General features: G+C 63.7%; 15 protein-coding genes and 2 rRNA genes. 4 read left to right on the top strand and 13 right to left on the bottom strand.

Annotated features, from left to right (window positions below; all coding sequences use genetic code 11):
• Positions 1-541 precede the first annotated feature (541 nt).
• Positions 542-2152, top strand: coding sequence for an ABC-F family ATP-binding cassette domain-containing protein (locus ACSBOX_RS01460; RefSeq protein WP_442544468.1), 1611 nt, complete (start codon positions 542-544; stop codon positions 2150-2152).
• Between the two features lie 305 nt (positions 2153-2457).
• On the opposite strand, the gene ACSBOX_RS01455 is transcribed toward ACSBOX_RS01460, so the two are convergent.
• The 7 genes from ACSBOX_RS01455 to ACSBOX_RS01425 form a co-directional block, all read right to left on the bottom strand.
• Entirely contained in the window at positions 2458-2949 is a 492-nt protein-coding gene (locus ACSBOX_RS01455; RefSeq protein ID WP_442544467.1) for a hypothetical protein, read from the bottom strand.
• 210 nt (positions 2950-3159) lie between these two features.
• Positions 3160-4557: an NtaA/DmoA family FMN-dependent monooxygenase gene (locus ACSBOX_RS01450; RefSeq protein WP_442544466.1), complete on the bottom strand. Its 1398-nt coding sequence runs from the start codon at positions 4555-4557 to the stop codon at positions 3160-3162.
• A gap of 9 nt (positions 4558-4566) precedes the next feature.
• Positions 4567-5760: an LLM class flavin-dependent oxidoreductase gene (locus ACSBOX_RS01445; protein WP_442544465.1), complete on the bottom strand. Its 1194-nt coding sequence runs from the start codon at positions 5758-5760 to the stop codon at positions 4567-4569.
• Positions 5744-6904 (bottom strand): LLM class flavin-dependent oxidoreductase, encoded by a 1161-nt coding sequence (locus ACSBOX_RS01440; RefSeq protein ID WP_442544464.1) that lies wholly within the window; start codon positions 6902-6904, stop codon positions 5744-5746. Before ACSBOX_RS01440 ends, ACSBOX_RS01445 begins: the two co-directional genes overlap by 17 nt.
• Positions 6901-7887 carry an ABC transporter substrate-binding protein gene (locus ACSBOX_RS01435; protein WP_442544463.1) on the bottom strand — a complete coding sequence of 329 codons (987 nt, stop codon included), beginning with the start codon at positions 7885-7887 and terminating at the stop codon, positions 6901-6903. The genes ACSBOX_RS01440 and ACSBOX_RS01435 overlap by 4 nt, the downstream gene beginning before the upstream one ends.
• A gap of 11 nt (positions 7888-7898) precedes the next feature.
• Entirely contained in the window at positions 7899-8729 is an 831-nt protein-coding gene (locus tag ACSBOX_RS01430) for an amino acid ABC transporter ATP-binding protein (RefSeq protein WP_442544462.1), read from the bottom strand.
• Positions 8726-9814: an amino acid ABC transporter permease gene (locus ACSBOX_RS01425; RefSeq protein WP_442544461.1), complete on the bottom strand. Its 1089-nt coding sequence runs from the start codon at positions 9812-9814 to the stop codon at positions 8726-8728. The genes ACSBOX_RS01430 and ACSBOX_RS01425 overlap by 4 nt, the downstream gene beginning before the upstream one ends.
• 264 nt (positions 9815-10078) lie before the next feature.
• Here ACSBOX_RS01425 and ACSBOX_RS01420 point away from each other — a divergent pair, with 264 nt between their 5' ends.
• Positions 10079-12043, top strand: a complete 1965-nt coding sequence (locus ACSBOX_RS01420) for an FAD/NAD(P)-binding protein (protein ID WP_442544460.1) — start codon at positions 10079-10081, stop codon at positions 12041-12043.
• A 56-nt stretch (positions 12044-12099) separates the two neighbouring features.
• Complete coding sequence (locus ACSBOX_RS01415; RefSeq protein WP_442544459.1) at positions 12100-12621, top strand: GNAT family N-acetyltransferase; 522 nt, start codon at positions 12100-12102, stop codon at positions 12619-12621.
• A 51-nt stretch (positions 12622-12672) separates the two neighbouring features.
• On the opposite strand, the gene ACSBOX_RS01410 is transcribed toward ACSBOX_RS01415, so the two are convergent.
• Entirely contained in the window at positions 12673-13251 is a 579-nt protein-coding gene (locus ACSBOX_RS01410; protein WP_442544458.1) for a DinB family protein, read from the bottom strand.
• A gap of 185 nt (positions 13252-13436) precedes the next feature.
• Between ACSBOX_RS01410 and ACSBOX_RS01405 the strand changes: the two genes are divergently transcribed.
• Entirely contained in the window at positions 13437-14429 is a 993-nt protein-coding gene (locus ACSBOX_RS01405; RefSeq protein WP_442545940.1) for a hypothetical protein, read from the top strand.
• 23 nt (positions 14430-14452) lie between these two features.
• On the opposite strand, the gene ACSBOX_RS01400 is transcribed toward ACSBOX_RS01405, so the two are convergent.
• The 5 genes from ACSBOX_RS01400 to ACSBOX_RS01380 all read right to left on the bottom strand — a co-directional run bounded on the left by ACSBOX_RS01400 (position 14453) and on the right by ACSBOX_RS01380 (position 23438).
• Positions 14453-16426, bottom strand: coding sequence for an NHL domain-containing thioredoxin family protein (locus ACSBOX_RS01400; protein WP_442544457.1), 1974 nt, complete (start codon positions 16424-16426; stop codon positions 14453-14455).
• Positions 16426-18591 (bottom strand): cytochrome c oxidase assembly protein, encoded by a 2166-nt coding sequence (locus ACSBOX_RS01395; protein ID WP_442544456.1) that lies wholly within the window; start codon positions 18589-18591, stop codon positions 16426-16428. The genes ACSBOX_RS01400 and ACSBOX_RS01395 overlap by 1 nt, the downstream gene beginning before the upstream one ends.
• A 105-nt stretch (positions 18592-18696) precedes the next feature.
• Positions 18697-18981, bottom strand: a complete 285-nt coding sequence (locus tag ACSBOX_RS01390) for an HU family DNA-binding protein (RefSeq protein ID WP_184739845.1) — start codon at positions 18979-18981, stop codon at positions 18697-18699.
• A 1054-nt stretch (positions 18982-20035) separates the two neighbouring features.
• Positions 20036-20152, bottom strand: a 5S ribosomal RNA gene (rrf, locus tag ACSBOX_RS01385).
• Positions 20153-20300: 148 nt separating this feature from the next.
• Positions 20301-23438, bottom strand: a 23S ribosomal RNA gene (locus tag ACSBOX_RS01380).
• Positions 23439-23643 lie beyond the last annotated feature (205 nt).

The raw sequence follows: 23643 nt of genomic DNA, 5'->3' as shown, positions 1-23643 counted from the left end.
TGCACTGGCCGTCATTTTTCGAAGTAGTCTGCACGGCCAATGACAGTGGTCTGGGGAATCATGAGCGGACAACCCCGAGGAACCGATGACTTCTAGGCCCGTCCGCGTGGGCTCAATCCAGGTTCCGCCTCAGGAACTGACATGGGCACCACGACATGGTCTAAATGTGCCCGGCCGTTCTCAAGACCCGTCTGGGCAGCCGATCTGAAAGTCACCAGATCCTGAACCACCGTGAAGTATGCCGGCGTCCATCCCCAATTGGCCGGGTTACACGTTTGTGGTTATGGTTTTGGCTATGGAGATTGAGGTCGACAGAGCATAGCCACCTGACGTTCGGTGGCCGCCCGGTTGTTTGCGCCCATGCGCACCCGGTGAGAATCTCGCTTTCAGTTGTCCGCAGGCGCTATTCCCTGCGTCCAAGCTGATAGCTCCCTACGTCCGGTGCAGTGCCCTCCGAAGTTGCGCGCATTTCGCGCCCGGAGAGAGCACGTTGACCCATGACTGCGCCCCCTAATGGGCAAGAACTAGAGGATTCTGTCTCATGTCAGCACAATCAGCCATCACCTTGCACGACCTGTCATTCGAGTGGCCGGACGGCACTCCCGCACTTCAGCGGCTCAATGGAACCATGACCACGGGCCGGACTGGACTAGTCGGCCGCAATGGTGCAGGAAAGTCGACCCTGCTCCGTTTGATCGCCGGCAAACTGAGGCCGACCACCGGGCGGGTCGAAACCGTCGGCGACGTCGGCTACCTCCCGCAGACCCTCACCCTCGGGCACCGCACGACCGTCGCCAGGCTCCTCGGCATCGACGGCATCCTCACGGCGCTCCACGCAATTGAGGGGGGCGACGTTGACGAGCGCCATTTCGACACGGTCGGCGACGACTGGGACATTGAGTCCCGGGCAGACGAAGCGCTGCACGAAATCGGTTTCTCCGCGGGCGATCTCAACCGACAGGTCGGGGACCTTTCAGGCGGCGAAGCCATGCTCATCGCGCTGACCGGACTGCGCATACGGCGCACCCCGGTGACGCTCCTCGACGAGCCAAGCAACAACCTCGATCGGATCACCAGGGCCAAACTCGCCGACTTCGTCGACAGTTGGCCGGGCACTCTCGTGGTGGTCAGCCACGACCTCGAGTTGCTTGAACACATGGACTCCACTGCAGAGCTTCATGCCGGCAAGCTTGGCGTGTTTGGTGGCCCGTACAGTCTTTTCACCGAACATCTCGAGCAGGAACAAGCCGCCGCCGTCCAGGCAGCGCGGAGCGCCCAGCAAACGCTGAAAGTCGAGAGGAAACAACGCGTCGAAGCCGAAACGAAGCTTGCCCGCCGCGAGCGCACAGCGAAGAAGACCCAGGCAAGCGGTGGCATCCCGAAGATCCTAGCCGGCAACCGCGCGAGCAAAGCGCAGGCATCCGCCGGCTCGATGCGCTCCACCCTCGAGGACAAAGTGGTGTCAGCCCAGGCCGCCGTTGACGCCGCTGACGCGAGAGTCCGGGAAGTTGAGCACATCAACCTCACTCTTCCCGATCCAGACGTGCCGCGCAGCCGCCGGATCGCCGAGCTGAACGACGGCTCCCGGACGATTGTCATCCAGGGCCCCGAGCGCGTGGCCTTGGTGGGACCCAACGGCTCAGGCAAGTCGACGCTCCTCAAGCACCTCGTCGAGGGACGCCCCGCAGAATCGTCGGGCCCGATCACAGGAAGACTGCTGACCGACCGGGTGGGATACCTCCCGCAACGGCTCGACGGTCTGGACGATTCCCGTTCGGCGCTGGACAACGTGCGGGAAGCGGCACCGGCGTCGGTGCCCGGGGACATCCGCAACCAACTCGCGAGGCTCATCCTCCGCGGATCCACTGTTGATCGCCCGGTCTCCAGCCTGTCGGGAGGAGAACGGTTCCGGGTCAGCCTAGCGAAGCTGCTACTCGCCGAGCCGCCCGCCCAGCTGCTCATACTCGACGAACCGACAAACAACCTCGACATTGCCAGCGTCGAACAGCTCGCCGAAGCCCTGGACGCCTACCGTGGCGCACTGCTCATCGTGAGCCACGATCACGGGTTTCTCAGGCGCCTGAATATCGACACGGTGGCCGAGCTCGACGGCGAAGGGAGCCTACGCGAACGCACGGAGCCACTCGCGTAGGGCTGCTTTTCCCGCACGGCGCGGGCCAGAGTCGCGCAAAGACGGTCAGGATCGTGACATGACGGTGGCTAGCGGTTCGCGGCTCTCCGCGATGCGGCGGTCGCCGAAAGGAGCGTCGCTCACCCGCGTGGAGGCGGCCATCGGCTTGCCTTGCCAGTCGACGCGGAAGGGTCTGTGAGGATCCGGGAGATGACGCGGGCAGCGCGCTTCGAGGTTGTGAAGTGCGGGAAGACCGTGAGGACCGGCGTGAGCGCCTCCGCTATGAGACGAACGAGGCCGGGACTTCGCCGAGGTTGAAGCGGGGATCATTCCGGCGGCCATGGTCCGCGGAGGAGTCCCTTGGCCTCTTCGACGATTAGCCGCCGGTAGTGATCGCGCTCCATGCCCCAAGACGGAGTCCAGTCTTCCCACTCGCTGACCCAGCCGACAATCGGACGGAGCGAATCGGGATAGCCGAGCTCATTCCATCCTTGAAACCAGATCAGGTGCCCGGCGGCTTCCGGCTCCGCGCTGCCGTCCACGATTGCCTCGCATTGCCACCGGACCAGCTGCCAACGCGCACTTTGGGTGTCGATAGCCGCGGTCGGTGCGAGGTCCAACTCGACGGCGACCGCATGAAACAAGTCATGCGCGTCGCCCTCTTCCCGGCGCGACAGACCGGCGAGGAGCGGGAGCGACGGTGACTCCACGCCGTCCAGCAGAGCGCGCAACGCAGTTTCAATCAAAACGTCCGAGCCGACAAACTCGCCGAGCGCCTCACGGATAGCGAGCACTCGAAGATCCTTCAGTGCGTCCATGGGACTAGTCAACCAGAACAAGCCCCGAGCCCACCTAAAGCCACTGCTCCCACACGGTCAGTTGGAGCCGCACCAGGCCGTCATTGTTGTATCCGCTGCTCCCCACCGGCCCCCTCGCCTCACAAGTTCGGCCAGGGAACCCTGCCGGCGTGGGCCCAGAGTGCCGTTTTGGACTCGTAAAACGGCACTTACTCAGCAATCGATGGAAGTTCAAAGCTTCACCGGCTCCAACGACTCCGAACGCACCGGCGTCGCGAGGCCCAGGTTCTCGCGAAGGGTCGAGCCGAGGTATTCCGTGGGGTACACGCCACGTTCCTGCAGCTCGGGCACCAAATGGTTCACGATGTCATCCAGGCCCGTGGGAATGAGCCACGGCGAGATGTTGAAGCCGTCCACGGCACCCACGCGGGCGTACTCGGCCAGGGTGTCGGCCACGGCTGTGTAGGATCCGGTGAACGTCGCGTCAACCCTGGACGTCCTGGAGCTCACGAACTGCCGGATGGACAGCCCCTTCTCCTGGGCTTCGGCACGCCACTGTTCGGTGAGTTGCCGGGCCTTGGCGCCGTGGAAGCCGCTGCCACGAGTCTCGGAGGTCTCCTCCACCACCGGATCGATGTCCGGAAGCGGACCATCGGGATCGTAGGCGGACAACTCCCGGCCCCAGAACTGTTCGAGATACGCGACCGCCTGCTGCGGCCCGATTTGCAGGCTGCGTACCCATTCCTTCTTCTCGCGGGCCTCTTCGTCAGTCGCAGCAAGGATGAACTCGCTGGCAGGCATGATCTGGACGTCGTTCGTACCCCGTCCGGCCGCCAAGGACCGCGAGACAATATCGGCTCGGAACTCCACGGCGTCATCGAACTTCGGGTGCGCCGAGAAGATGACATCAGCTTGGCGGGCAGCGAAATCGCGGCCCGCCGGGGAATCGCCGGCTTGGAACAGCACCGGCCTGTACTGGGCGCTGCGCGGCAACCGGGGCGTGACATCGACGGAATAGTGCCGTCCGGAGTGATGCACGCGCCGCGCATGGCCGGGAACCGCCCAGGAATCCGCGGAAACGGACGGGGAAACCGCCCCGTCCTCCCACGAATCCCAGATTTTCTTGGCCGTCTCCACGAAGGCCTCGGCATGGACGTAGCGATCGGCGTGGTCCAAGTAGCCGCCCCGCCGGAAGTTGGCCCCGGTCCAGGCATTGTCCGTGGTCACGACGTTCCAAGCCGCCCGGCCGCCGGAGAGCAAGTCAAGCGAGGCGAGCCGGTGCGCGAGGTCGGCGGGATCGTTGTACGTCGTATTCTGCGTGGCCACGAGCCCGATATTGGACGTCACCGATGCCAGCGCGGCCAGCATTGTCTGCGCATCCGGCCTGCCTGCGACGTCCAGGGCGTGCGGACGGCCGAGGTGTTCCCTCAAGCGCAGGCCCTCGCCCAGGAAGAAGGCAGCGAACAGCCCGCGCTCGGCAGTCTGAGCGATCCTCCGGAATGACTCAAAATCAGTCTGCGAACCCGATTCGGGCGCTTTCCAAATGGTGCCGGAATTGACGCCCTGGAAGAAGATTCCGAACTGGATCTTCCCGCTCGGCTGGAATTTAGCACGGTTGTGCTGTGTCATATTCTCTCCTCAGTTTTCCGAGCCGACGACGGCGGCACCGGCCGCCGGCCCGAGGCTCGCGTAGCGGCTCAGCGGCCGTTCAAGACCCAGCAATTCCCGGAACGTGCCGCCCTGCGCAACAGGCTTAAGCACTCCGCGACGACGAAGCTCCGGCAACACCAACTGCGCCAATTCCTCAAGCTCTACATCCAGGACAGCCGGATGCAGCCGCACGCCGTCGGCCACCGCAAGCAACTCGGCAAGGAAGTCCGCCAATTCCGCGGCCGTGCCGACGAACCGCGCACGGGAACTTGACCACGGAGTGAACGCGTCCAGTTCGGCGAGCCGGGCGGAGGCCCTTTGCCCGCGCGAGTCAAGGACGACGTCGAGCTCCGCCACCACCGCCGGGCCGCCCCCAACAACGGCGCCCCTCTCATCAATAGCCCGACGCACCTCCGCAACCTCCTCGGCGAGAAGTGAAGGCGTCGGAGCGGAGACCAGCACCACGTCGACGTCCGAAGGAAGCAAGTCCGCCCGCGCAACTACTGGCAACTGCCCCTGCAGCGGACGCGGAATGATGGATGGCCCTTTCACGGAATACCCAGGCCCTGCGAAATCCGCGGACGTCTCGAAGTCGACGTAGTGCAGTTTGTCCACGTCGAGGTACCGCCCGGTGGGGACGTCGCGGATCACGGCCTCGTCCTCCCAGGAATCCCAGAGCCGCCGGCTCACTTCCACCGATGCCGCGGCCTCCTGCGCCAAGGCGGCACCTTCAACGAAAGAGCGCCCGACGGCGGCAGCCTCCTCCGCGGAGCCGCTCGCCGCCACGAGCCAACCGGCCCGTCCGCCGGAGACGTAGTCCAGGCTCGCCAGCTGCGTCGCGATGTGGAACGGCTCGGTGTAGACGGTGTCGACTTCGGGGACCAGCACAATGGAAGTCGTCACCGGCCCCGCGAAGGCTGCGCGCTGAAGCGCGTTCAGCCGGCCTGCAACATCTCGCCCGCCAGCGCCCAAACTACCGACCAGCGGCCCGTCTGCGAACGTAGCCACATGAAACCCCGCCGATTCCGCCGCGAGTACCGTGCTCCGGATCCGCGCACCGTTCAACAACTCATCCGGGGCATGCCGGGCTTTGCGCCAGGCAGCCGGGTGGGCGCCGTCGCCGTCGAGCTCCAAGGCCAAGAATCCGGGCCGGCCTGGACGGGGGTCAGTGGGCGTAGGCATTGCTTCTCCTGTGGTCTGCGTGGTCTGTGGTGACGGTTCCGGCCGCGTCCTTTGATGTGGCGCCGGCGAATTCCGGGCGGCCACCAAAGGGATCCACCGGTTCCCACAAGGTGGTGGGCGCAGCGGCGCGGACGGCCGGGATGACCTGGAGCGCGAAACGCTCCAGGATCTCCAGTTGCTGCTCGAAAGGCAGCGTGGTAGGCAAGGAAATGGATTGGAGATCGTGTCCGTAGAGCGAGTGGTAGCTCAGGATTTTGTCGATGACCTGTTCCGGGCTGCCCACAAGTGCCGGACCTTCAGCCACGGCGTGGTCGATGTCCCGGAACGGCGAATTGTTGCCGGGGACGTTGCGCCCAACCGTCAATGCCTCGTAGACGGGCCCGAACTGGCGCTTGGCTTCCTGGGTGGTGTCCGCAATGAACACTCCGCCGGCACCGGAACCAGAACCAAGGTACTGGTGCCGCGGATCGTGCCCGTGGCGTTCGTATTCCTCGCGGTAGTGGTCGATCAGGATCTTGTAGTTCTCGCGAGGCTGGATGGCGTTGGCGGTGAACAACGGATCACCCCATTGCGCGGCGAGCGCGGCCGACGTCAGGGTTGTAGCCGAGCCGTGCCAAATCCGGGGCGAACCCGCAAACGGTCGCGGCGTCGTCGTGGTCGCTTCGGTCAACGCAGGCCGGAAACGGCCGGACCAGGTGACGCCCTCCTCACTCCATAGCCGTCGCAACAGTCCATACTTCTCGGCCAGCAACTCCCACTGGTCATCGAGGGAGAGCCCGAACAAGGGGTACTGCAGCACTTCGTTGCCCTTGCCGATCACGAGTTCCAGGCGGCCCCAGCTCAGCTGATCGATCGTCGCGTAGTCTTCGGCAACACGCACGGGATCGAGGACGGACAAGACCGTGACGCCGGTCTGCAGTCGAATGCGGCTGGTGACGGCCGCGATCGCGGCGAGGACCGTCGTCGGGGACGAAGAGATGAACTCACCGGCGTGCCGCTCCCCTACCGCGAAACTGTCGAAGCCCAATTCCTCAGCCCGGCGCGCAGTCTGCACCACTTGGTTGAGGCGCTCCGCTGTCGAGACGATTTCCCCCGTCACCGGGTTCTTCAGGTGCGGAATGATGTCGAGTACCTGGAACTTCACTTCGTCCCCGCCCCGAAGTTTGCCTCTGTCACGGTCTTGGATTCCGGCAGCGCTTCTTCGCTCAGCCCCCAGCGCTCCAGGACCTTGCCGTAGGAGCCGTCCTTGATGGCCGAATTCAGGGCATCTGTGATGGCCGGAGCCAGGCCGTTGCCTTTGAGGGTGGTGGCGGCGACGAGGGTCTCGGAGGGCCAGCCGGCGTTGACTTTGCCCACCACTTTCAGGTCGTTCCGCGTGTTCTCGCGGTAGGAGACCGACGGGTAAGGTGCGATGTTCAGGTCCGTCCGGCCCGAGGAGAGCGCCAGAATAGTGTCGGCGTCGGAAGAGTAGTACTGCAGGGTGGCCGGCGCCTTGCCCCGGGATTCGAGATCCTTGTTCCAGGCGAGGAGGATCTTCTCCTGGTTGGTGCCCGAGCCCACCGAGACCTTCAAGCCCGAGATGTCGTCCGCACCCTTGATGTTGTACGCGGACGACTTCTTGGCTTCGAAGCCCATGTATGCGGCGCGGTAGGTGGAGAAATCGAACAGTTTCACCCGGTCCTTGTTGATGCCGACGTTCGAGAACACCGCTTCGAAATCCCCCGACTGCGTCTTGAGCGGCCAGTTCTCCCAGGAGGTCACCTGCACGTCCAGGGCAAGGCCCAGCTTGTCGGCCACGAGCTGCGCGATGTCTACCTCGACGCCGATCGGGGTCTTGTCATCCGTCGCATGGAAGGACAACGGGATGGATCCGGCCGTGGTGGCAACGGTCAGTTTGCCGTCCTTGCCGATCGCAGCGGGAACCGCGGCTGCCGCGGCGGGGTCCTTCTGCGCCCGGATGCGGTTCTGCTCGGGCGAGGTGTTGTAGACGACGCCGTTGCGGGCCGCACTCGCGGACGGGCTCGCTCCAGCGGCAGACGCACCGGGGTCGGAGCAAGCGGCGAGCACCGGGAGTACGACGGCGGGCAGTACCGCGAGCGCTAGAAGTTTGGTTTTGATGCGTGGCATTTTGAGGTTCCTCAGATGTTGAATGCTGGTTCGATGACTTTGGAGAAGAAGCTCCGCGTCCGGGGTTCACGGGGATTCGCGAAGATCTCCCGGGGGCTGCCTTGCTCCACGATCTGCCCTTCGTCCATGAAGACCACCGTGTCCGCGACGTCGCGGGCGAAGCCCATTTCGTGCGTGACGATGATCAACGTGGTGCCCGACGTGGCGAGTTCGCGGATGACGTCGAGGACCTCGTTGACAAGCTCCGGATCGAGCGCCGACGTGGGTTCGTCGAAGAGCAGGATCTTGGGGTCAAGGGCAAGCGCCCGGGCGATGGCAACGCGCTGTTGCTGGCCGCCGGACAATTGCCGCGGATAGGCATCCGCCCGGTCCTTGAGGCCGACGCGGTCCAGGAGTTCCAGCGCACGCTTGCGGGCTTCGGCCTTGTTACGGTGGAGCGCGACGACGGGTGCTTCGGTCACGTTTTCCAGCGCGGTGAGGTGCGGGAACAGGTTGAAGTTCTGGAACACCATGCCGATTTCGGTGCGCTGCTTGAGGATGTCCTTTTCGCGCAGTTCGAGCAGCTTGTTCCCGCGGACCTGGTATCCCACCAATTGGCCGTCGATGGTGATGTACCCACCGTCCACCTTTTCCATGTGGTTGATGGTCCGCAGCAGGGTCGATTTCCCTGAGCCTGAGGGTCCTACGATCACGGCAACTCCGCCGGGCGGCACCGTCAAAGACACCCCCTTGAGGACATCCGTGCCCCCAAAAGACTTGCGGACGTTGGTGATTTCCACGTGGCCGCGGGTTGCAGCGGCGGCCGGCGCCGCCGTCGTCGGGTTTTCAACGACTGCGCTCATCGGACGTCCTTCGCTCGGTCAGGGTTCACGGCTGCGTGGGTGGCAAAGAACTTCCTTGCCTTCTGTAGCGGAGTGAGCGGCAGGTTGCGAACGGCGCCCTTCGAGTAGTGCCGCTCGATGTAGTACTGGAAGATGCTCAGGACCGAGGTAATGGCCACGTACCAGAGGGTCGCCACGAGAAGCAGCGGAAGTACCTGCTGGGTGCGGTTGTAGATGACCTGCACGGTGTAGAACAGCTCGGAGTAGGCCAGGACGTAGACGATCGACGTTCCCTTGACCAGGCCGATGATCTCGTTGAAGGCCGTTGGCAGGATGGCCCGCATGGCCTGAGGCAGCACGATCCGGGTGGAGCGTCGCCACGCCGGAATGCCCAGGGCCGCGGCTGCCTCGAGCTGGCCTTGATCCACCGAGAGGATGCCGCCGCGGATGATTTCCGCCGAGTACGCCGCCTGGTTGAGAGTCAGGCCCAGCACGGCGGCCGCGAATTGGCTGATGAGCGTGGTGGTCTGGACCTCGAAGAAGCGGATATCCGTGAAGGGGATGCCCAAGCTGATCTTCTCGTAGAGGTAGCCCAGGTTGTACCAAAGCAGCATCTGGACCAACAACGGCGTGGCGCGGAAGATCCAGGAGAACGTCCAGGACACCGAGAGCAGCAGTGGCGACGCCGACAGCCTCATGAGCGCCAGGATGAAGCCGAGGACAAAGCCGAGCGCGCCGGAGATTGCAGTCAGCTTGAGTGTCTCCCCGAGGCCGTTCACCACGGACTGCGCGGTGAACCATTGCGCCACCACGCCCCATTCCCAGCGCGGATTCGTCGCGAGGGACCAGGCTACCGCCACCACGCCAAGCGCCACCACAACCGTGCCTACCCAGCGCCATGGATGCCGGGCGGGGATCAGTTTGTAGCCGGAGTAGTCGGCCGCGGGCCGGGCGACTGCACCCTCGGCTGCGGCACCCTGGGCCGCGGCCGCCGCGGCCGCGACCGCCGCGGCCGCCGTCGGGCTTTCCGTGACCGCGCTGGCGGGCGCCGGTTCCGGTGCAGATTGCTGTGCGGACTGCGCCGCTGTGGTTGCTGCTGAACTCACGCGCCACCTCGCTTCGTATCGCTTGTTTGATCGGATGGCTGCCAACCTAGGGGCATTCTCGAAGCGGCTGCAAGGCGGATTTTTGCACTTCTTCACGGAGCTTCATGGCGCTTCGCGTGGATTCATGCGGAGCCATATGCGTCCGTTCTTTGCGCTGGGTGACCCACCGTGACGCGCGGTGAACGGCCGTTACCCGGGCCTCGACCGAGGGCCCGCCACATCCCTAGGCTCGGGTACCACCAGCCACCGCCATCAGGAGTTGCCATGCCGTCCTTCGCCCCCACCATCGTGTTCATTGGCGGTGGTCCGCGCTCAGCCGGCATGCTCGAACGGCTCGCTGCCAACAGGAACGGCCTCTTCGACGGGCCTCTCTCCATCCACGTCGTCGAGCCGTACGAACCCGGTTCCGGGAGGATCTGGCGCTATGACCAGAGCCCGGGACTCCTGCTCAACTCCACGGCAGCGGACGTCACCATGTTCACCGACAGCTCCGTGGCCTGCGACGGTCCTCCCGTGGACGGTCCGGCCCTGGCTACCTGGGCAGCCGGCGTGCTGGACGGTTCCATCCGCGACGTCCCGCCCTTCGAACCCCCCATCCTGGACCAGCTCCGGGCACTGACACCGGCGTCGTTTCCCAGCCGCCAACTCCAGAGCAGGTATCTCGAGTGGTTCTTCCGCCGGGCCGTCGCGGCCCTCGGCCCGGACGTCGCGGTGACGGTCCACCAGGACACGGCAACCGCCGTCGAACATCCCGAGCCCGTGCCCGACGGCGGGGCGAAGTACCGCGTGCGGCTCGCCTCGGACCGGGTGCTGGAGGCGGATCTCGTGGTGTACTCACTGGGCCACACGGACTCCCGGGCCGATTCGGAATCGGCACGGCTGGCGGACTTCGCCGCGCGCCACGGCGGGTTCCACGCGGCGCCGTCGTACACCACCGACGTCGACTACTCGGAGATCGCACCCGGACAGGACGTGCTGGTCTCGGGCATGGGGCTGGCGTTCGTGGACCTGCTGGTGCTCTTGTTCGAGGGCCGCGGCGGACGCTTCGAAGAAAGGCCCGACGGCGGCTTGGACTATGTGCCGTCCGGCGCCGAACCGCGGCTCTGGGCAGGATCCCGGCGCGGAGTGCCCTACCACTCCAAGATCTCCTCCACGCTTCGCGGCGAACCCGTCGGCGCACCCCGGTACTTCACCACGGACGCCGTGGAATCGCTGCTCGCCGCCCACGAGGAGCTGGATTTCCGGACCCAGCTGTGGCCCCTCATCGCCAAGGACGCCGGCTACGCCTATTACCGCGAGCTCTTCGCCGGCTATCCGGATCGCGTTCGCGGCGATTGGGACGAGTTTTCAACACGCTTCGATCTCTTGGATTGGTACAGCCGCGAACGCGAAGACCTCGTGGCCGCGGCCATCCCGGACCCGGCCCTCCGGCTCGACCTCGACGCGCTGGACCAACCGTTCAGCGGCTGCGCCTTCGTAGACCACGCCGCAGTGCAGAAATCCGTGGTGAGCTATATCGAACGTGACCTCACGCTCCGCACGAGTCCCGACCATTCGGAAACCCTCGCCTTGTTCACGGCCCTGCTCCGCGTGTACATGGAGCTCGGCCGGCTCGTCCCCCAGGAGCGGCTCAATTCGCGCTCCCAACAAGCGGTGCATGGTTGGTGGCACGGTTTCTTCAGCTTCGTGGATTCCGGCCCGCCGCCGCGCCGGCTGCGCGAGCTCCTCGCCCTGCACCGCGCCGGGCTGCTGCAGTTCCTGGGTCCGGGCATGTGGGTGCGCCCGGACGAGGCCAGCGGCCGGTTCGTGGCCGGTTCCTTCCAGTCGCCCGTGGTGGTGGATGCGGCGGCGTACATCGAGGCTCGGTTGCCGTCGCCGTCGGTGGCGCGATCAGCCAACCCCGCGCTGGCGGACCTGCACGACGCCGGATGGGGCACCGAACAGTCGCTTCTCACCTCGGACGGCCCGCACTCCACCGGTAAGCTGTTGGTCTCGAGTTCGCACGAAGTCCTGGCTCCCGACGGCGATCGGCAGGCGGGGCTTTTCGCCGTCGGGCCCTGGACCTCGGGTTGGGGCGCGGGGGCGTTCGCGCGGCCCGGAACCAACGCAGCACCATTCCGCGAGAACGATGCCCTGGCCCGCCGGCTCCTGTCCGAACTCTCCGCCCTTCACCCCGCCCACCCAACTAGACCCGCCCACCCAACTGACTCGCAGTTGTTGTCGTTTTGACGCCTCATAACGACAACAACTGCGAGTTAGTTGGGGACATCCACGAAAGGTAAGCCATGACTTCCACGCCAACCCTGCCGTCGTCGGGCCTTTCCGTCCTGACCCTGCCGATGGGCGATCCCCGCGTCAAGCCTCTCCTGGACGAACTCGCCGTCGAATACACCACGCGCTATGGCGACCTCTTTGGCAACGGCGGTGCCGCCGAGGAACTCAACCGGTACCCGGCGGACGAGTTTGCCGCGCCCCACGGTGCCCTGCTCATCCTGCAGGAAAACGGCGAAACCGTGGCGGGCGGGGCATTCCGCCGCTACGACTCCGGCACGGCGGAGTTCAAGCGGATCTGGACGCACTCGGCGCACCGCCGTCGTGGGCTGGCCAGGGTGGTCCTCGCCGAACTGGAGGCAGAGGCGTCGCGGCGCGGCTACGGCCGGATCTACCTCACCACCGGCCCGCGGCAACCCGAGGCCAAGAACCTCTACCTGGCCACGGGCTACACGGCGCTCTTCGACGTCGACGCGGATCCGGAAGAGATCAAGCACTTGGCGTTCACGAAGGACTTGGCGCCCATCGGGACGTGAAATCTCGGGCCTTTCACTAGCTCAAAGGGCCGAGATCTCACCCCTCGATTGCTATCCCACAGCCTGGCGCGCCGCGGCCTCGATCCGGGCCCGGTGATCGGCCCATTCTTCGGTGCTTCGCTGTGACAAATTCAGGTCTCCGGGGCCCTTCCCGGCCGAACTGTCGATGAGCTCACGAAGTATGTCTGCATGCCCCAAGTGCTGGGCCGTCTCGACGGACATGTGCACCAGGATTTGATGGAGCGTCACGTGACGGCGTTCTTCCGGCCACCACGGCACTTCCCCGGGAGCGTCCAGCGGTAGTGACTCGATGGTTGCATCACTGTGCTCAGCCGAGAAGCGATGCAGTTCGATGATCCCGTCCCTGCTCTCTTCCGCTGGAACCCACAGGTCCGCGTCTGCTTCGGCATCGTCAGCGAACCACGGCAGGTCCCGGCCGCTCGGCCGGCCAAAGACCTCCCCGAAATACCCAAGCTCCACGCTGGCCACGTGCTTGACCAATCCCAGGAGGTTGGTGCCGGTGGGGGTCATGGGCCGGCGGACGTCGTACTCGTCGAGTCCGTCGAGCTTGGCGAGGAGCTCGCTCCGACGGGCGCGCAGATATTTGAGCAGAATCGCTTTATCATCCATCCGGGCACTATACCGTTGCGTCGCGGGTCCGTTGCGTCGCGGGTATCTACTCCCCTCGCCTTGGCGCCCCTGAAACAGAGCCGCCACCCGCCGTCGTGCCTTCCCCGAAATCGTGTGCAGCCGTCACGTGAGGGAAGGGATGGCAACATATTGCCAAACCGGCGGGTAACGTAAAGGGCGTGCAGTTGAGTCAAGCGTTGGTCAAGACCGCGGCCGGGTGGCTGCTCGGTCTGATGCTTGCCGTGGCCGCTGCGATCGTCTCCATCAACCTGGTGAGCAACTCCATCGCCAGCCCGCAGCAACAGGTGCGCGACTACCTCTCGGCCCTCCAGCAGGGGCATGGCGGGGAAGCCCTCGGGCTCCTGCACGCGTCGGTGCCCAACGCCAACGCCGCCATGCTGGACGGTACAGCCCTCCAGACGGCGGCGTCGAAGATCACCGACGTCAAGCTCGGCACCGCCGAATCCCGGGGCGGCAACCGGGTGACGGTTCCCATGGACTACCAGATCGACGGCAAGGCGCTGCACTCCGATTTCCTGCTTGAACGGACGGGCACCGAGTGGCTGTTCTTCGGCAAGTGGTCCTTCGTGCCGTCATCCTTGCCGACCATCGAGGTCACCGCGGTAAACGCCAACGAGGCGAGCCTGAACGGTGTCCCGGTGAACCTGCCCAATGGCCGCAACAGCTTTGCCGTGTTTTACCCGGGCCAGTACGAAGCCAGCCTCACCGGAAAATACTTCTCGGCGCCGGCGACCAACACGTCGGTGACGACCGGCGCCCTGCCCCAGTCACCCCTCAATCTTCTGACCAAGCCCACGGACGCAATGATCAAGGTGGTGAGCGACAAGGTCAAGGAATTCCTGGACACCTGCGCCGCTGACGCCACCAAGCAGCAAAAACTCCAACCCGACTGCCCGTTCTACCATGTGACCAACAGCCGGGTGGTGGACGGCACCATCAAATGGCAGATCACGGAATATCCGAAGGTCAGCATCGACCCCTTCAACGGGCACTGGGTCGTTGCGCCCCTCAACGGCAAGGCCAAGGTCACAGCCCGCGAAATCGATCTCTTCAGCGGGCAGGTCGGCGACCTCAGCGCCGTTCACGACTTCAGCTTCACCACACGGCTGGACATAGGCGCAGACACCATCACGGTCACTCCGCTGGTGAGCTTCTAGGCTGTGCCCCCGAAAGCCCCTGCTTAGTCCATCCCGCGCAGATCGAGCACAAGTGCGGTGTCGCCGTCGGCCTGCAGGACCACGGGGATGCCCCAGTCCTGCTGGTAGAGGTGGCACGCGGCGTGATCCGGGATTTCACCGTCCTCGGTCTCCGGGCCGTCACACGCAGCGGCACGGGCCGTGATGTGGAGGATCCCGTCAGGCACATCCGCGGACAACTCCAGTGTCCGCAGCAGCCCCACGGACGTGCCGCCACCGGAAAGCAGCAGCTCGGGCGGGGTCGACGAGATCTTCAGCTGCGTGGGATCGCCCCAGCGGTCGTCGAGCTTCTGCCCGGTCGGGGCAGTGAAGCGCACGGTGAGGTCCAGCTTCCCCGGCGCCACAGGGCTCTTGGGCCGCTGCGTCTGGGAGGCTCCCTCGTCCACCTGCTGGGCTTCCTTGGGGATGGGAACCAGGACGAGTTGGTGCTTGTTGGATTCGACCACCACCAGCAGCGGTTCGCCGCCTTCGGGGTAGACCACGACGACGTCGCTCGGCTCGGCGAGGCCCCTCGCCAGGGTGGACACCGCCTTGGTTGCGGGATCGTACCGCCGCACGGCACCGTTGTAGGTATCTGCGACGGCGACGGAACCATCGGGGAGCACTGTGACACCGAGGGGGTGCTGCAGCCGGGCTTCGGTAGCCTGGCCGTCCCGGAAGCCGAAATCGAACAGGCCCTTGCCCACGGCCGACTCAACAGTCACACCGGATTCGCCAAGGACCAGGCGGCGCAACGCCGAGGTCTCGGAATCGGCCACCCAGATGTTGTCTTCCGCATCCACTGCCAGGCCGGAAGGCTGGGCGAACCAGGCTTCCTCGGCTACTCCGTCAAGCAGACCTTCAAGGCCCGAGCCGGCCAGGATGGACACCTCGCCGCTGAGAGGCTCGAAGGCAAAGATCTGGTGCGTGCCGGCCATCGCGATGACAACGCGCTGCAGCTTCTCGCTCCACACCACGTCCCACGGCGAAGACAGGGACACTCCGGTCCCAACGCCCAGTACCCCGACGTCGAGTGCGTCGGCCGCGAAGTCAGCCGGACCGGCGTCGTGGTGTTCAGCCCAAACGCCGGCACCGCTTTCCGTGACGCGGGCCGGACCTGCGTCGAGCAGGCGCTGCACGCCGTTGCCCGCTACTGTCTGCACGTAACCCGAGCTGAGCGTAACGCCGCGGAGGCGGTGGTTCACAGTGTCCGCGACCACTGCCTCGTACCCGAGTTGCCAGGCCAGCGACGGGGGGAGCACCGCAACGCCCTGCGGCTCGTTGAACTGCGCAATCTCCGCCACCCCGTCCAGGTAACCCTTCGTTCCTGAACCGATGACGCGCTCCACGGTCTCAAGGTCAGGCCGAAGTTCCACCAAGCGGTGGTGGCCGGAATCGACCACAAGGTAGTTGCCGTTGTCCAGCTGGGTCGCCTTGCCGGGGAAGCGCAGGGTGCCCGACGTCGGGACGGGAGCCACGTAGGGGCCGTCGCCGCGGTGGAGGGTCCCCTTGGCTTCGTGCTCGTTCACCAGCTCTTCGAGGAGCACGGCGAGGCCGTCTGCGTGGCCTTCACCGGAAAGGTGCGCCACGATGTAGCCCTCGGGATCCACTACCACCAGCGTCGGCCAGGCGCGGGCCGTGTAGGCCTTCCACGTGGCGAGCTCGGGGTCGTCCAGGACGGGGTGGTGGATTTCGTAGCGCTCCACGGCGGAGGCGAGGGCCACGGGATCGGCTTCGTGCTCGAACTTGGGAGAGTGCACGCCGACCGTCACGAGGACGTCGGAGTACTTCTCCTCAAGCGGACGCAGCTCATCCAGGACATGCAGGCAGTTGATGCAGCAGAACGTCCAGAAGTCCAGCAGCACGATCTTGCCGCGCAGCGCTTCCAGGTCCAGGGTCTTTCCGCCGGTGTTGAGCCAGTTACGGCCCACCAGTTCAGAGGCGCGGACACGCAGTTGGGTGCGTACGGTTTCGCTCATCAGCGTCCTTCCAGGTTGGTATTGCTTTCGGGCTGCTTGGAATCCCGATCAATCAGTTTCGCATCGCGGTCTGCAAGCCGCGCAAACATATCGTTGTAAGCATTCAGGTCGGCGTCGTTATTCCTGTCCGCCGCCCGGTCGGTGCGTTTGGTCTCACGCGCGTCCGAACGCGACCACATGACCGCGACGCCGATCGCCACCAGCAAGGTGGGGACTTCGCCGATTCCCCAGGCCACGGCGCCGCCTGTCTGCTGGTCCAGCAAGGCCGATTGCCCCCAGGTCCGGCCGAGGTTGCCGAAGTAATCGGCAGCGAGCAGCCCGGTGCCTCCCATGATGGACACCCCGAAGAACGCATGGAAGCCCATCGTGGCGAGCAAGAGAAGGAGCCGCATGGGGTAGGGCGCCCGTCGGGGCAGCGGATCCGTGCCGATCATGGTGAGGACAAAGATGTAACCGGTCAGCAAGAAATGCAGGTTCATCAGTTCATGGCCCACGTGCTCGCGCATTGCCCAGTCAAACGCGTCCGAGAAGTAGAACAGGACGATCGAACCGGCAAAGTTCGCGGCTGCAAACAGCGGGTGGGTCACCACTTGGGAGAACTTCGAGTGCACAAACACCAGGAGCCACTCACGCATACCGCGGGAACCGTCCCCGCGCGATCCCTCGCCGCGCGACGGCAGGGCCCGCAGTGCCAACGTCACCGGCGAACCCAGAACGAGGAACAGCGGCGCCACCATCGTCAACGCCATGTGGTCCACCATGTGCGCGGAGAACAGGATGCGGCCGTAGACCGACGGCGGTCCGGACGTGATGTACGTCAGGACCAGTAGGCCGATCATCCAGTTCACGGTGCGGAACCACGACCAGGAGTCACCCCGGCGGCGGACCTTGACCACGCCAAGGATGTAGCTCGCCGCACCGAAGAGGGCCACAGCCACCCAAAGCCAGTCGAGGCGCCACTCGGTCAGCCAGCGGGCGGGCGTCAATTCGGGCGGAAGGTTGTATCCGGACAGGATAAAGGCCGGCGAGGCGTCGGGCGCGTAGGTGGTGGGCAGCGGCGGTGCCGAACTGGCCAGCGCGACGGCGAGTCCCGACGTCGCGCCCATCACCAGAAGTTCAACCAACACAAGCTGCCACAGCACGCGGCGCGTTGTCATCGACTTGCGGCCCAGCTGCGGGATCACCGCCGTGCGGTGCATGAACCCGATACCGCCAAGGACAGTCGTTGCCAGCGCCTTCGCCAAGATGATCTGTCCATACGGGGTGCCGACCAAGTCCGAGAAGCTCGTGACACGAATGCTCGCGTTGACGACGCCCGAAGCGAAAACCAACACGAAGGCAAAGCCGGCCAAGGTGGAGAACCGGCGAAGGGTCTGCTCCGTGATGTCCTTGGTGCCGGTTGCCTTGGAACCGCGCAGGACGCCTGAGAGGACCGCAAGCATGATGATGCCACCCACCCAGGCGGACACGCCCACCAAGTGAAGGCCAAGCGAATTGATGGCGCCCTCATGGTCGCTGGAACTCGCGGAGTGGCCGATCAGCGCGCTCGGCACCAGTCCGCCCAGAGCCAGGACAAGAGTCAGCGCGAGTCCAGCCAACGAGCGGACGCCGAAGAGCGCCGTCGTGGCAATCGCGGCGATGATCGTCACGGCGAGCCACGCCTGGCCCGTCTGGATGTCGGTCATGAAGTAGACGAGGGACGCAGTGAACTGCGCGTCCCCGGAGAGCTTCTGCCCGGCGACGTCCGCGTAGGTCAGCACGAGGACCGCGACGGCGGAGAGCGTCCAGGCCGCACCTGCTGCTGCCGCCACGGCCAAAGCACGGCTGAACGCCGGATGTTCAGGGGCATCGACGCCCTTGGACCGGGACGCGTTCCGGGGAAGGATGGCGACGGCGAAGATCAGCCCGCCGATCACAGTCGCCAGGGACACGTTGTGGAGGGCTTTGGCGACGGGCAGCCCCCAGCGGACCAGCGCGCCCGGATCGGCGACCTGCCGCGCGGCCGACGCACCGGAGAAGATCAGAGCGCCAACGAGAGCCAGGAAGAGGGCAGCAAACCCCGCCAGCTGCCACGGCAAGGAGATCCCTTCCACGGCAGCAGCTGCCTTGGTCCCCGGCTTCGAAGCGGGCGAAGGGGCAGTGGCTGGAGTTTTGGCTGATGGCACCTATCCATTGTCCGCTAACGTCGGCGGCGCGGCGAATCGAGCGGATTAAAGCAGAAAGGCGGCAACCCGCAGGTTGCCGCCTTCCAAGGCGTTCGCCGAAGTGTCTTACTTCTTGGCGACAGCTGCCTTCAGCTTGGAGCCGGCGGTCAGCTTGACGCTGTGGCCAGCGGCGATCTGGATGGTCTCGCCGGTCTGCGGGTTGCGGCCCGTGCGGGCTGCGCGGTCGGTGCGCTCGATGGCGAGCCAACCCGGGATGGTGATCTTCTCGCCAGCGGCGACAGAAGTCTCGAAAACTTCGAACAGGGCATCGAGCACGGAGTTGACGGCGGCCTGGCTGGTGCCAGCCTTGCCAGCTACCTCGGAAACCAGTTCGCTACGGTTCTTAGCCATTTGTGTCCTCCTGGACTTTACGATTTTGGAGCTCACACACGGCATGCGCGCGAGCCACTGTTCGAAAACTTACCAGCTTGGGAGGACACGGCCAGCAAATTCCGCGTGTTTCCGCGCTTTTTTGACCAAATTCACCCTATTTCGGGCGCATTTGGGGGTCAATTCCGCCGCGGGCGAACTCCCCGGCCCCCGACGCCCGCTCACGTATTGCGGGTCTGGGCCGGACGCGCGCTCACGTATAGCGGGTCTGGGCCGGACGCCCGCTCACGTATGCCGGCTCTCAACCAGACGCCCGCTCACGTATGGTGGGTTTTCGCTAAACGCCCGCTCACGTATGGTGGGTTTTCGCTAAACCCCCGCTCACGTATGCCGGCTCTCAACCAGACGCGCCCTCAGGTTTGTTGCCGACGGGGGAGCGTCCGTTTAACGGTGGATTCAGGTGTTGGCGTTATGTGATTCTTCCTTGGAAGCTGATCGCGAAGGCATTCAGTGCTGGTTTCCATCGTGCTCTGCTCCGCCCGGTGGTGGGACTGCGTGCCGGGACCGTGTCTAGGTGGGCGCGGGTTCGTCCGCGACTGCTGATATGTGAGCGGGGGTTTGGGGTTTCCCGCGCATAGGTGAGCGGGGGTTTAGGGAAACGGGCGTATACGTGAGCCGGCGTCAGCCCGGGAGCACGTATACGTGAGCCGGGGTTTAGGGAAACGGGCGTATACGTGAGCCGGCGTCAGCCCGGGAGCACGTATATGTGAGCCGGCGTCAGCCCGGGAGCACGTATATGTGAGCCGGGGTTTGGGGAAACGGGCGCATACGTGAGCCGGGGTTTGGGGTTTCCCGCGCATATGTGAGCCGGGGTTCGGGGTTTCCCGCGCATAGGTGAGCCCGCGTTTGGTGTTTCCCGCGTATAGGTGGGCGGGGGTTTGGTGTTTCCCGCGCATACGTGAGCGGGGGTTTGGGGTGTCCCGCGTATTGGTGAGCGGGGGTCTTGGCTGGATGCCCTGTTTTTAAGTGGGTCAGGCCCCGACACGGTGTGTCGGGGCCTGGCCGGTGAATGGTTGTCCGGCGGTGTCCTACTCTCCCACACCCTCCCGGGTGCAGTACCATCGGCGCTGTGGGTCTTAGCTTCCGGGTTCGGAATGGGACCGGGCGTTTCCCCCACGCTATGACCGCCGTAACCCTGTTACCCGATCCCCGCACTGGGTGCGGGGTGGGAAGTCTGTGGTTACAACATGTGTGGTGTTGTTATTTAGTTGTTGGTTCCTGTGAGCAACGGGTTGTTGTTCGGGAACCACATAGTGGACGCAAGCAGTGATCGTGTTTGTGTGGTGTAAGTTGTCGGCCTATTAGTACCGGTCAGCTTCAACAGTCTTTAGTCCTGTCTTCCACATCCGGCCTATCAACCCAGTGGTCTGGCTGGGGGCCTCTCACACACGAGGTGTATGGAAATCTCATCTTGAAGCGAGCTTCCCGCTTAGATGCTTTCAGCGGTTATCCCATCCGAACGTAGCTAATCAGCGGTGCACTTGGCAGTACAACTGACACACCAGAGGTTCGTCCGTCCCGGTCCTCTCGTACTAAGGACAGCCCTTCTCAAATTTCCTGCGCGCGCAGCGGATAGGGACCGAACTGTCTCACGACGTTCTAAACCCAGCTCGCGTACCGCTTTAATGGGCGAACAGCCCAACCCTTGGGACCTACTCCAGCCCCAGGATGCGACGAGCCGACATCGAGGTGCCAAACCATGCCGTCGATATGGACTCTTGGGCAAGATCAGCCTGTTATCCCCGAGGTACCTTTTATCCGTTGAGCGACGGCCATTCCACAATGTACCGCCGGATCACTAGTCCCGACTTTCGTCCCTGCTTGAGATGTCTCTCTCACAGTCAAGCTCCCTTGTGCACTTACACTCGACACCTGATTGCCAACCAGGCTGAGGGAACCTTTGGGCGCCTCCGTTACTTTTTAGGAGGCAACCGCCCCAGTTAAACTACCCATCAGGCACTGTCCCTGACCCGGATCACGGGCCGAAGTTAGATGTCCAAAGTGACCAGAGTGGTATTTCAACGATGACTCCACCCGAACTGGCGTCCGGGCTTCAACGTCTCCCACCTATCCTACACAAGCCACTCCGAACACCAATACCAAACTATAGTAAAGGTCTCGGGGTCTTTCCGTCCTGCTGCGCGTAACGAGCATCTTTACTCGTACTGCAATTTCGCCGAGTTTATGGTTGAGACAGCGGGGAAGTCGTTACTCCATTCGTGCAGGTCGGAACTTACCCGACAAGGAATTTCGCTACCTTAGGATGGTTATAGTTACCACCGCCGTTTACTGGGGCTTAAATTCTCAGCTTCGCCTTGCGGCTAACCGGTCCTCTTAACCTTCCAGCACCGGGCAGGAGTCAGTCCGTATACATCGTCTTGCGACTTCGCACGGACCTGTGTTTTTAGTAAACAGTCGCTTCCCCCTGGTCTCTGCGGCCCCGATCCCCTCCCACCAGCAAGTGGTGTTCAAGGTTGGGGCCCCCCTTCTCCCGAAGTTACGGGGGCATTTTGCCGAGTTCCTTAACCATAATTCTCTCGATCGCCTTGGTATTCTCTACCTGATCACCTGTGTCGGTTTGGGGTACGGGCGGCTGGAACCTCGCGCCGATGCTTTTCTAGGCAGCATAGGATCACCGGATCCCCCCATGACGGGGGTCCCATCAGATCTCAGGAACGTCATCAAAGACACAGCGACGGATTTGCCTATCGCTGACCCTACATCCTTAGACCGGGGCAACCATCGCCCGGCCCGGCTACCTTCCTGCGTCACACCTGTTAATACGCTTACCTCCCGGGATCAGGTCCCGCGCTCGGCCAAAACCCGCACACCACAAGGGTGATTGGGCAGGCTCCGGGCGGTTAGTATCCCCCGCTTGGCATGGGCGGTCCTTCGCCGGTACGGGAATATCAACCCGTTGTCCATCGACTACGCCTGTCGGCCTCGCCTTAGGTCCCGACTTACCCAGGGCAGATTAGCTTGACCCTGGAACCCTTGATCATTCGGCGGACGGGTTTCTCACCCGTCTTTCGCTACTCATGCCTGCATTCTCACTCGTGTAGGCTCCACCGCTGGTTTACACCGCGACTTCACCGCCCACACGACGCTCCCCTACCACTCCAGACGACTGAACCACGAAGGCTTGTCTACTATCTGAAATCCACAACTTCGGCGGTGTACTTGAGCCCCGCTACATTGTCGGCGCGGAATCACTTGACCAGTGAGCTATTACGCACTCTTTCAAGGATGGCTGCTTCTAAGCCAACCTCCTGGTTGTCTTCGCAACTCCACATCCTTTCCCACTTAGCACACGCTTAGGGGCCTTAGTTGGTGGTCTGGGCTGTTTCCCTCTCGACTATGAAGCTTATCCCCCACAGTCTCACTGCTGCGCTCTCACTTACCGGCATTCGGAGTTTGGCTGACGTCAGTAACCTTGTAGGGCCCATCGGCCATCCAGTAGCTCTACCTCCGGCAAGAAACACGCAACGCTGCACCTAAATGCATTTCGGGGAGAACCAGCTATCACGGAGTTTGATTGGCCTTTCACCCCTACCCACAGCTCATCCCCTCCATTTTCAACTGAAGTGGGTTCGGTCCTCCACGACGTCTTACCGTCGCTTCAACCTGGCCATGGGTAGATCACTCCGCTTCGGGTCTAGATCACGCCACTACACTCGCCCTATTCAGACTCGCTTTCGCTACGGCTACCCCACACGGGTTAACCTCGCGACGTAACACTAACTCGCAGGCTCATTCTTCAAAAGGCACGCCGTCACAACTACAAGGTTGCTCCGACGGATTGTAAGCACACGGTTTCAGGTACTGTTTCACTCCCCTCCCGGGGTACTTTTCACCTTTCCCTCACGGTACTGGTCCGCTATCGGTCATTAGGAAGTATTTAGGCTTATCAGGTGGTCCTGACAGATTCACACGGGATTTCTCGGGCCCCGTGCTACTTGGGATCCTCTCCAGGCGGCACACAACATTACGGTTACGGGGCTAACACCCTCTCCGGCCGGCCTTTCAAGACCGTTCACCTATGTCCATGCTCTCACCCCACCGGTCCGGCAGAACCAGTACGGAAAGTCCCACAACCCCGCCCATGCAACGCCCGCCGGCTATCACACATGGAACGGTTTAGCCTCATCCGCGTTCGCTCGCCACTACTAACGGAATCACTCTTGTTTTCTCTTCCTGCGGGTACTGAGATGTTTCACTTCCCCGCGTTCCCCCCACGCACCCTATGTGTTCAGATGCGGGTCACCAGATCACCTTGCAGCGTCTGGCGGGGTTTCCCCATTCGGACATCCTGGGATCACCGTTCGGTTATCAACTCCCCCAGGCTTATCGCAGATTCCTACGTCCTTCTTCGGCTCCTAATGCCAAGGCATCCACCGTGTGCCCTTAAAAACTTGACCACACAAGATCAAAAAACTTCTCGAGAGAACCATGACCACAAGGGCCAGGTTCATAAAAAGAAATTGCTGTAAGACACACACACCCCACCACCCCACCGAAAAGGAGAGGCAATGACCATGCGCGTGCCTAGATGCTCGCGTCCACTATGTAGTTCTCAAACAACAACCCCGTACCACACCCCCACACACCAACCACCCCCCAAAA

Source organism: Arthrobacter sp. KN11-1C (genome assembly GCF_052180225.1).
Classification (GTDB): domain Bacteria; phylum Actinomycetota; class Actinomycetes; order Actinomycetales; family Micrococcaceae; genus Arthrobacter.
The sequence above is the reverse complement of the archived record's forward strand: the minus strand, read 5'-3'. Positions and strand labels throughout refer to the sequence as shown.

What these genes read in the sequence shown, in the direction of transcription:
- ACSBOX_RS01415 (WP_442544459.1), top strand. Translation starts at nt 12,100, where the DNA reads ATGACTTCCACGCCAACCCTGCCGTCGTCGGGCCTTTCCGTCCTGACC.
- ACSBOX_RS01390 (WP_184739845.1), bottom strand. Translation starts at nt 18,981, where the DNA reads ATGGCTAAGAACCGTAGCGAACTGGTTTCCGAGGTAGCTGGCAAGGCT.
- ACSBOX_RS01430 (WP_442544462.1), bottom strand. Translation starts at nt 8,729, where the DNA reads ATGAGCGCAGTCGTTGAAAACCCGACGACGGCGGCGCCGGCCGCCGCT.
- ACSBOX_RS01460 (WP_442544468.1), top strand. Translation starts at nt 542, where the DNA reads ATGTCAGCACAATCAGCCATCACCTTGCACGACCTGTCATTCGAGTGG.
- ACSBOX_RS01420 (WP_442544460.1), top strand. Translation starts at nt 10,079, where the DNA reads ATGCCGTCCTTCGCCCCCACCATCGTGTTCATTGGCGGTGGTCCGCGC.
- ACSBOX_RS01450 (WP_442544466.1), bottom strand. Translation starts at nt 4,557, where the DNA reads ATGACACAGCACAACCGTGCTAAATTCCAGCCGAGCGGGAAGATCCAG.
- ACSBOX_RS01400 (WP_442544457.1), bottom strand. Translation starts at nt 16,426, where the DNA reads ATGAGCGAAACCGTACGCACCCAACTGCGTGTCCGCGCCTCTGAACTG.
- ACSBOX_RS01445 (WP_442544465.1), bottom strand. Translation starts at nt 5,760, where the DNA reads ATGCCTACGCCCACTGACCCCCGTCCAGGCCGGCCCGGATTCTTGGCC.
- ACSBOX_RS01455 (WP_442544467.1), bottom strand. Translation starts at nt 2,949, where the DNA reads ATGGACGCACTGAAGGATCTTCGAGTGCTCGCTATCCGTGAGGCGCTC.
- ACSBOX_RS01410 (WP_442544458.1), bottom strand. Translation starts at nt 13,251, where the DNA reads ATGGATGATAAAGCGATTCTGCTCAAATATCTGCGCGCCCGTCGGAGC.
- ACSBOX_RS01435 (WP_442544463.1), bottom strand. Translation starts at nt 7,887, where the DNA reads ATGCCACGCATCAAAACCAAACTTCTAGCGCTCGCGGTACTGCCCGCC.